The 8,914-nt window shown below is 36.8% G+C and carries 9 protein-coding genes; 3 read left to right on the plus strand and 6 right to left on the minus strand.

The genetic code is table 11. The features are described from left to right. Nucleotides 1–26 precede the first annotated feature (26 nt). Nucleotides 27–1,544 (plus strand): lysine--tRNA ligase, encoded by a 1,518-nt coding sequence (gene lysS / locus ACYH9I_RS06670; RefSeq protein ID WP_483559806.1) that lies wholly within the window; start codon nt 27–29, stop codon nt 1,542–1,544. A gap of 452 nt (nt 1,545–1,996) precedes the next feature. Here lysS and ACYH9I_RS06675 read toward each other — a convergent pair whose 3' ends face one another. From ACYH9I_RS06675 to ung, 4 genes are all read right to left on the minus strand, one after another. Beyond that, nucleotides 1,997–3,232, minus strand: coding sequence for a uracil-xanthine permease family protein (locus ACYH9I_RS06675; RefSeq protein ID WP_483559823.1), 1,236 nt, complete (start codon nt 3,230–3,232; stop codon nt 1,997–1,999). Nucleotides 3,233–3,358: 126 nt separating this feature from the next. Further along, nucleotides 3,359–3,985 carry a uracil phosphoribosyltransferase gene (gene upp / locus ACYH9I_RS06680; RefSeq protein ID WP_091350428.1) on the minus strand — a complete coding sequence of 209 codons (627 nt, stop codon included), beginning with the start codon at nt 3,983–3,985 and terminating at the stop codon, nt 3,359–3,361. A gap of 163 nt (nt 3,986–4,148) precedes the next feature. After that, the gene (gene gntR, locus ACYH9I_RS06685) at nt 4,149–5,153 is read right to left on the minus strand and encodes a gluconate operon transcriptional repressor GntR (RefSeq protein WP_483559808.1); all 1,005 of its coding nucleotides are present in this window, start codon (nt 5,151–5,153) and stop codon (nt 4,149–4,151) included. Further along, nucleotides 5,150–5,839, minus strand: a complete 690-nt coding sequence (ung, locus tag ACYH9I_RS06690) for a uracil-DNA glycosylase (RefSeq protein ID WP_483559809.1) — start codon at nt 5,837–5,839, stop codon at nt 5,150–5,152. Before ung ends, gntR begins: the two co-directional genes overlap by 4 nt. 203 nt (nt 5,840–6,042) lie before the next feature. On the opposite strand from ung, the gene grcA reads away from it, so the two are divergent. Beyond that, nucleotides 6,043–6,426, plus strand: a complete 384-nt coding sequence (grcA, locus tag ACYH9I_RS06695) for an autonomous glycyl radical cofactor GrcA (RefSeq protein ID WP_483559810.1) — start codon at nt 6,043–6,045, stop codon at nt 6,424–6,426. 143 nt (nt 6,427–6,569) lie between these two features. Here the strand turns inward: grcA and darG are convergent, their stop codons facing one another. Then, nucleotides 6,570–7,637, minus strand: coding sequence for a type II toxin-antitoxin system antitoxin DNA ADP-ribosyl glycohydrolase DarG (gene darG, locus ACYH9I_RS06700; RefSeq protein WP_483559812.1), 1,068 nt, complete (start codon nt 7,635–7,637; stop codon nt 6,570–6,572). Further along, complete coding sequence (gene darT / locus ACYH9I_RS06705) at nt 7,637–8,287, minus strand: type II toxin-antitoxin system toxin DNA ADP-ribosyl transferase DarT (protein ID WP_160402356.1); 651 nt, start codon at nt 8,285–8,287, stop codon at nt 7,637–7,639. Before darT ends, darG begins: the two co-directional genes overlap by 1 nt. Before the next feature lie 363 nt (nt 8,288–8,650). Here darT and ACYH9I_RS06710 point away from each other — a divergent pair. Next, nucleotides 8,651–8,914, plus strand: a 264-nt coding sequence (locus tag ACYH9I_RS06710; protein WP_483559814.1) for a helix-turn-helix domain-containing protein, incomplete at its 3' end; no start/stop codon positions are given.

The following is an 8,914-nucleotide window of genomic DNA, read 5'->3' on the forward strand; positions in this document are numbered from 1 at the left end:
CTTGGCTATAAATAAAAGGTAAAATTATGTCAACAGAGCAGCAAGATCAACAAAACCAAATTGAAGAGTTAAACAACGAACTAAAAGTACGTCGCGAAAAGCTCGCTCATCTTCGCGAACAAGGTGTTGCGTTTCCTAATGATTTTCGCCGTGATGCGATTTCAAACGATCTCCACAAACAATATGGCGATAAAACTAACGAAGAACTCATTGAAAACAAAATTATCGTAACGGTCGCAGGACGTATGATGATGCGCCGTATTATGGGGAAAGCGTCGTTTGTTTCTTTGCAAGATGTTGCTGGACAGATCCAACTTTATGTTACCCGTGATGATCTTCCTGAAGGTTTTTATAACGAACAATTTAAAAAATGGGATTTAGGTGATATTGTCGGTGCGAAAGGTTACCTATTTAAAACCAAAACAGGCGAGCTTTCTATTCACTGTGAAGAAATTCGTTTACTAACCAAAGCGCTACGTCCATTGCCTGATAAGTTTCATGGACTTGCCGATCAAGAAATGCGCTATCGTCAACGTTACTTGGATCTTATCACCAATCAAGAATCAAGAGAGACGTTTAAAGCGCGTTCAAAAGTGGTTAGTGAAATCCGTAACTTTATGCTTGAAAATCACTTTATGGAAGTTGAAACCCCAATGATGCAAGTCATTCCTGGTGGTGCATCAGCGAAACCATTTATTACGCATCACAATGCGCTTGATTTAGATATGTATCTACGAATCGCGCCAGAGCTTTATTTAAAACGTTTAGTGGTGGGTGGCTTTGAACGTGTCTTTGAAATTAACCGTAACTTCCGTAACGAAGGGGTATCGCCAAGACACAATCCAGAATTCACCATGATGGAAATGTACATGGCTTATGCCGATTATAAAGATCTAATTATATTAACCGAAGCCTTATTCCGTCGTTTAGCAATTGCGGTAACAGGCGATGCTGTTGTGCAATATGGCGAGCATACTTTCGATTTTGGTAAACCATTTATTAAAATGACCATGCGTGAAGCAATTTGCCATTATCGCCCTGAAACCAATAATGCCGATTTAGATGATTTTGATAAAGCATGTGCCATTGCCCAATCTGTTGGCATCAAAATCGAAAAAGGCTGGGGACTTGGTCGTGTTGTGACTGAAATCTTTGAAGAAGTGGCTGAAGCAAATTTAATTCAACCAACGTTTATTACTGAATATCCAGCAGAAGTTTCACCGCTTGCTCGCCGTAACGATGAAAATCCATTTGTTACTGACCGATTCGAATTCTTTATTGGTGGTCGTGAAATTGGCAATGGATTCTCAGAACTTAATGATGCGGAAGATCAAGCTCAACGCTTTGCTGATCAAGTCACACAAAAAGATGCGGGTGATGATGAAGCTATGTTCTATGATGAAGATTATATCACCGCACTTGAACACGGCTTACCGCCTACAGCAGGATTGGGCATTGGGATTGACCGTACCGTGATGCTATTTACCAATAGTCACACTATTCGTGACGTGATTTTATTCCCGACTATGCGTCCAATCAAATAAAGTCAATTATTACTTAAAACTCACTTATTTTTGATAAGTGAGTTTTATGCTTAAGCACTCACTTCGCCCACAATTAAGATAAACAGATCCGCATCATTCTCCCCAAAGGCGCACCCATTAATATTACTTAAATCTAAATTACACCTTATTTAATACTTAATATATAAAAGCCATTATCAATTGTGAGTTTTTACTTACATACTCAAAAAACAATATACATTATGCTAATAGAACAACATAACTAAACGAAGGGAAAATTGGTTGAAATGGCTCATTATCAGGAAATAAAGATAGGTATTCTTAACTGTGTCCAATAAAAATAAAGAAGTAAGTAATTATTCACTTTTAACCATTCATGCAAGGCTAAAAATACAAAATACCGAAATAAATTAGCACGGTGGGTATCACTATCGTTGGCGCCATAATAGCGCCAACGATTATAAGAGAAAGACTTAATGAATATCAGTTGAGCTTCCTTGATGTGGTAGGATCTGATTTAACACAATGGCTAAAATCCCACACAAGCTTATACCTTGTAATGCATATGACCCAAAATCAAAAATCATTCCACCAATCCCAAAAACTAAGACTAATGAGACAATACACATATTTCGAGGCACAGAAAGATCCACTTTGTGTTTAACTAAAATATTAATGCCCACTGATGCAATTGAACCAAACAATAGCACCATAATTCCCCCCATGACTACAGTTGGAATTGATCCTAAAAGTGCACCGATTTTACCAATAAAAGACATTAAAATAGCCCAAATTGCCGCCCATGTCATAACGCGAGTTTTAAAATTACGCGTTAATGTAACAGCACCAATCACTTCGGCATAAGTAATACAAGGTGGTCCACCAAAAAATCCCGCTGCCGAAGTTGCTAGTCCATCACCGAGTAATGTGCGATGTAAACCAGGATCACGCGTATAATCTTTACCTGTAACAGTACTAATTGCCATAATATCACCAACATGTTCAATAGTTGGAGCAATCACAATTAGCAACATATACAAAATCGCTTGCCAGTGAAATTCAGGAAACGTGAAATCAGGCACTTTAAACCATGGCGCATCAATCACCGGTTGAAAATTGACAATACCAAACACACAAGAAAGCGCATAACCAACCACAATACCGGAAATAATTGGTAATAATTTTAAAAAACCTTTTGCCCAAATAGCCACCACTAGCGTTGTTAATAGTGAAGCCATTGAAATAAGAATCAATTGATAATTTTCAGCTTGTAGCCCACTATTTTTACCCATTGCCATCCCAACAGTAACTGGTGCAAGCGATAAACCAATAACCATAATAATTGGACCGGTCACAACCGGCGGTAAAATGAGGTCAATAACATGTCTACCATTCATTTTGACTGAAAAAGCAAAAAGCATAAATACAAAACCAGAGGCAACTAAACCACCTAAAGTAGCTGGGATCCCCCACTGCGCAACACCAAATGAGATAGGAGCAATAAACGCAAATGATGAAGCTAAAAATACTGGCACTTTACCTTTAGTGGTTAATTGAAATAGTAAAGTACCTACTCCAGCAGTAAAAAGCGCTACATTGGGATTTAACCCCGTTAACAACGGTACTAATACCAATGCTCCAAATGCGACAAACAACATTTGTGCGCCAGTAAAAATATCCTGCCAAGAATGCTTATGCTGTGATTTTATATTTTCTGTTTTGTCTGTTGTGATATTGCTCACATCGCGCCTCTCTTACTTAACTAAATTTGTTGTATAACTTGCCTGTTTGACAGGCATAAAAAAACCGGATTAACCGGTCTAAAATTTGAGATTTTATTTTGTGCCGAAGATTTTATCTCCAGCGTCCCCAAGTCCTGGTAATATGTAACCTTTTTCGTTCAACCGCTCATCAATTGATGCGGTATAAAGTTCAACGTCAGGATGAGCTTGTTCAAGCACTTTAATGCCTTCTGGTGCGGCAACCAAAACTAATACTTTAATATTTTTACAACCTGCTTTTTTAAGCAAATCGATCGTCGCAACCATAGAACCGCCTGTTGCCAGCATTGGATCAACAACTAAAGCCATTCGCTCTTCAATATCAGAGGTTAATTTTTGGAAATAAGGAACTGGTTCAAGTGTTTCTTCGTTACGGTAAAAACCGACAACACTAATACGAGCACTTGGAATATGCTCAAGCACACCATCCATCATACCTAAGCCTGCACGCAAAATAGGCACGACAGTAATTTTTTTACCTTTAATTTGCTCAACTTCAACCGGTCCACACCAACCATTTATGGTGACTTTTTCGGTAGGGAGATCAGCCGTTGCTTCATAGGTTAATAAACTACCAACTTCACTGGCAAGATCGCGAAAGTCCTTGGTACTGATATCGTGTTCACGCATTAAACCAATTTTATGGCGAACGAGAGGGTGTTTTACTTCAACTATTTTCATGGGAGGGAACCTCAGTGTTATTTCTATAATCTATTAGTAGGTATAAATAACCACTGAGCGATAATTCTAACATAGAACTCATTTTATGAAAACCTGAAATCAACGAGCTGGATAAAGTAAAATCGATTTTAATATTAACAGTTGTTTTATTAAAATTATTTGATCAGATACTTTCGCCGTCTAAATACTCAACCGGCAAATCAATCACTTTTTGATCGACTTTTTCACCATTAATTCGTTTTAATAACAGCTCGGCAGCAATTTGCCCCATTTCCACTCTTGGGGTATGGATAGACGCCAATTTTGGATTCATAAATTGACCAATTTGGTGTCCATGAAATCCGACAATCGCTATTTGTTTTGGCACTTCGATCCCGATTCTTTGGCATTCAAGCAATACCCCTAAAGCTAAGTCATCATTAGTACTAAAAATACCATCAACATCAGGAAAATCAGTTAAAGTTTGATGTAAAAATCTTGCACCCAATTCATAAGACGATGCTTCTTTAGTCGCTAGCGTTCGTGGATTTAATCCCGCATCTTCCATTGCTTTTTCATAACCTTGCTGACGAATAATACTACGCTGATCTTGTCTTGCACTAAAATAGACGATATTACGACGCCCTTTATTTATCATACGATGGATCATATTTCTAGTCGCAGTAAAATTATCAAATCCAACAGCCATATCAATACAGGGGGAAACGCTATCCATAATTTCAACCACAGGAACACCAGAAATTTCGATCATTTTTAATGTTGCAGGGGTATGTATTCTTTCGGTTAAAATTAGCCCATCGATATTATAAGAAAGCAGTGAACGTAATCGAGACTCTTCTTTTTCTGCATTATAGCCAGTATGGGTAATCATGGTTTGATAACCCCTAACATCGGTAACCTTTTCGATACCTTTTAAGATATCGGCAAAAACCTGATTAGTTAAAGAAGGGAACACAACGCCAATTGCATTACTTTTTGCATTAGACAGCATATCAGGCGCTTTATTCGGAATATAACCAAGCTTATCAATCGCAGCAGAAATTTGTAATTGAAGCGGCTTAGACACTAAATTAGGATCGCGCAAAAAACGACTCACTGTCATTTTACTAATCCCAATTAAATTGGCGATCTCTTGCAAACTTGTTCGACGTTTTTTATTCGTATTCATTTATGATCTTCCGGTAGCGTTGGTTGCCAATCAATTGGCGTTTTACCTTGCTGCATAATAATATCATTTGCTTTAGAGAAGTGCTTACAACCAAAAAAGCCACGATGAGCAGACAAAGGCGATGGGTGCACTGACGTTAATACATGGTGTTTTTGGCGATTAATAAACTGCCCTTTTTTTTGTGCTGGCGATCCCCACAATAAAAAAACCACACCCTCAAGATGTTTATCAATTGCAGCTATCACATGGTCAGTAAAAATTTCCCAACCTATTTTGGCATGAGAATGCGCTTGCCCTGCTTCAACAGTGAGCACATTATTTAATAATAATACGCCTTGAGTCGCCCAAGAGGCTAAATAACCATGAGAAGGAATTATAAATCCCTCAATATCTGTTGATAGTTCTTTATAGATATTCATTAACGATGGTGGTGGCTTAATTCCCGGTAAAACAGAAAATGAAAGTCCGTGGGCTTGATTAGGACCATGATAAGGATCTTGCCCTAAAATCACGACTTTGATTTGGTCAAATGGCGTAAAACGAAACGCATTAAACACATCATGCTGGGGCGGATACACAATCTTACCATTAGCGCGCTCAGATGCCACAAATTGCATTATATGTTGAAAATAAGGCTTTTCTTTTTCTTCACCAATGACTTTATGCCAAGTTAATTGTGTTGTCATATTTTATACCACTCATTAATAATGCCAATGTGTTACTAGCAAAATTAGCTCTTTCTAACATAATAACCTATCATAAATAAAAATAAAAATTAAAGGTATTGCTTATTGAATCAATAGCTTTTTTTGACTTTAATCAAATTTTCAAAGTGCTATATTAACCCTAATTATTTTAGGGCAATAAGGCCCCGTTAGGAGGATTTAAAATGATTACAGGTATCCAAATTACTAAAGCAGACAATGCAGCACTTCTTAACTCTTTCTGGTTATTAGACAACGCTACAAAAGAAGCACGTTGTGTAGCTGCTAAATCAGTTTATAAAGAAGATCAAGTGATCCCAACTGCAGAACTAGGTCAATTCGAATATCGTGAAGTCCCATTAGACGTTGCTCCAACTGTTAAAGTTGAAGGTGGTCAACATTTAAATGTGAACGTTCTTCGTCGTGAAACTTTAGAAGATGCCGTACAACATCCAGAAAAATACCCACAATTAACCATTCGTGTTTCTGGTTATGCGGTGCGTTTTAACTCACTAACTGCTGAACAACAACGCGACGTTATTGCTCGTACATTTACAACTAAAATTTAATTAGTTGATTGAAATAAAAAAAAACCAGCTTTGGCTGGTTTTTTTATGGCAAAATAGGTATAAACTCGTTTTGTAAATCGTAGTATAACAAAAAATACACTACAAAAATTTAACAATACAAAAAGCCTTATATAATAAAAATATCAATAAGCAAAGCCTTGTAATCGTTCTAAAGCATAATTGATATGTTTATCGCTAAATAAACGCAACTTTCTTTGCGCCCATCTTTCACCTGCAGGCCAATGAGCAATCTGCTCTTTTACATCACAAAGTGTCGGCTTACATTTTGTTTGCGAAATAACCCAATCAACGGTGGCTAACAACTCCATTCCAAATGGTGACTCAAAACCATCAATCAGCCTTGTTGTTTCATCCAAAGCGGATAAATAATGTTTACCTTCACTATTTAAATAGGTAGAAACCGTTAATTGCTCATCATTATTAAACCAAATTACATCAAACGCTTTACAATCAGGAATACGTTTATCTGATTTTAAATAACTACCATCTAAAGAATTTAACAAATAATTTAAATTACAGGCATAAGGCCCATAGTTATGAGCTTGGAATTGTAAATTAAAGTCATTTTTAAGACCTTGCTTATCGATAACTCGCTTTAAAAACCAAGTTAATTTTTGGATTTCGAGCAAACTACACTCCATACCTAAAATCCAATAACGTCGAATCAATTCCGCGACAAGCGCACGAGCAGGCGTTAACTTTTTAACACCCTGTCGCTTAGCAACATTTTGGTATTGCTGAGTTGGCTCATAAACAATGATATCAACACTATTGAGATCACCTAAAACATGCTCTATTCTAAGTTTTACCTGTGCCCAATCTAATCCTCCATTACCTGCCCCTAAAGGAGGAATTGCGATTGATTTAACATGATTAGTCACAATAAAATTACGCAAATCGACTAAACCGTCTTCAATCCATTCTATTTGCGATAGTGACCGCCAATGCTGTTTTGTGGGAAAATTAACAATCCAACGGGGTCCTATCAGCTCACCTGTTTCAGTGACAAACATCTTACCCGTGGTAACTTGATTTAGGTTACATGCTCTAGCATATTCAAACATATTCTTTGGAAAACGTTCCTTAAACATCAAAGCAATACCTTTACCCATTACACCAACGGTATTAACGGTATTGACCAATGCCTCTACGTTTGCCTCAAGCAAGTTACCTTTTGTATATTTAATCATCAGAAATACCACCTAGGTCTTTTATGAACGGGGATTTTGAGTTGCCTTTGCTGTAACCAAGTATTAAGGTCTTCTTCTGCTTGCTCATTATAACAAATCATTCCAACTAATGCATTAATTGGACAGTGTTGATGGATCAGCGCCTCGGCTTGGTAACGTTCAAACTTAGCAGTATCATCTTCATCACGAGAAAAATCTCTGCTCTGCAAAATTTCCCAATCAATACGGTCTAAATCTTCAATAGCAGAATAAAACGACGCCCATTTATAATAAGCATGCATATCAGTAAAAACATACTTAAGTTGTAATTCTTGTATTCTATGCAATGACGAAACAAGAATTACAACTTCATCATTATTACGTTGCTTGACTCCTCGCCCCGATTTTATATTTAATAGCATAGGTGAAAACGGCGTAAAATAAAAAGGGACATAATCATTTAAATAACCATGAGGAAACACAGGTACTGGGTGTGATGATCTTTTATCAATGAGCTCGGTACTACCTATTGATACCCAATCTTCACATCGAATATTACTTTTACCACAATGTAGCCCATTATCTAAAATCCAAGGGATATTATTTATATGAACAATTCGCCATATTAGTGCTTTTTTGGGGTTTAGTGTTGCACTATAATCAAAAGCCATGTTATTCCATAAAATCTGTATCATCAAATAGGTTAAATTTATTCTAGCATTTTTAGTATTTTTTGGATCTAGAATTTATACTGGTTGTTTTTTTTGGGGTGAATTTAGTTTATATGGCGGTTTGTCAAAAACTGTCAAATAAAAACTTCAATAAAATCAATATCTTTTCTGACCGATTTTTGGGTGTAAAATCAGGCCTTTTTTGGGTTGGTAAATAGAATAAATTGGGTGTGGTGGTTTCGGACGTTTTAAGCTTTGATGTACAAAATAGCTACAGTGACCACGTCCGATTTAGGGGATTTTTTGCGAATGAACTGCCCCCCAAAAGTTGGATTGTTTAAATCTACTTTTGGGAACAAAATTATGGCCAAAAAATATCCATTCGATTTTAAAAAACAAGTCATTGAACATTATTTTAAGAGTAATGATGGTTATGGTTTAACCGCTTGGCACTTTCAAGTGCCTGTCGGTACAGTGGAGTCGTGGGTAAAGTTATATAAAAGAAAAGGCATTGAAGGACTAAAACCCGTCACAAAACCAAGGTGTTTTTCTCCAGAGTTTAAATACAAAGTGGTCAGGTATTTTATAGACAATCATCTTTCACAAAATAAAACTGCTTTGGCGTTT

This window comes from Gilliamella sp. X-23, from assembly GCF_057063545.1.

What these genes read in the sequence shown, in the direction of transcription:
- lysS (WP_483559806.1), top strand. Translation starts at nt 27, where the DNA reads ATGTCAACAGAGCAGCAAGATCAACAAAACCAAATTGAAGAGTTAAAC.
- upp (WP_091350428.1), bottom strand. Translation starts at nt 3,985, where the DNA reads ATGAAAATAGTTGAAGTAAAACACCCTCTCGTTCGCCATAAAATTGGT.
- gntR (WP_483559808.1), bottom strand. Translation starts at nt 5,153, where the DNA reads ATGAATACGAATAAAAAACGTCGAACAAGTTTGCAAGAGATCGCCAAT.
- ung (WP_483559809.1), bottom strand. Translation starts at nt 5,839, where the DNA reads ATGACAACACAATTAACTTGGCATAAAGTCATTGGTGAAGAAAAAGAA.
- grcA (WP_483559810.1), top strand. Translation starts at nt 6,043, where the DNA reads ATGATTACAGGTATCCAAATTACTAAAGCAGACAATGCAGCACTTCTT.
- darG (WP_483559812.1), bottom strand. Translation starts at nt 7,637, where the DNA reads ATGATTAAATATACAAAAGGTAACTTGCTTGAGGCAAACGTAGAGGCA.
- darT (WP_160402356.1), bottom strand. Translation starts at nt 8,287, where the DNA reads ATGGCTTTTGATTATAGTGCAACACTAAACCCCAAAAAAGCACTAATA.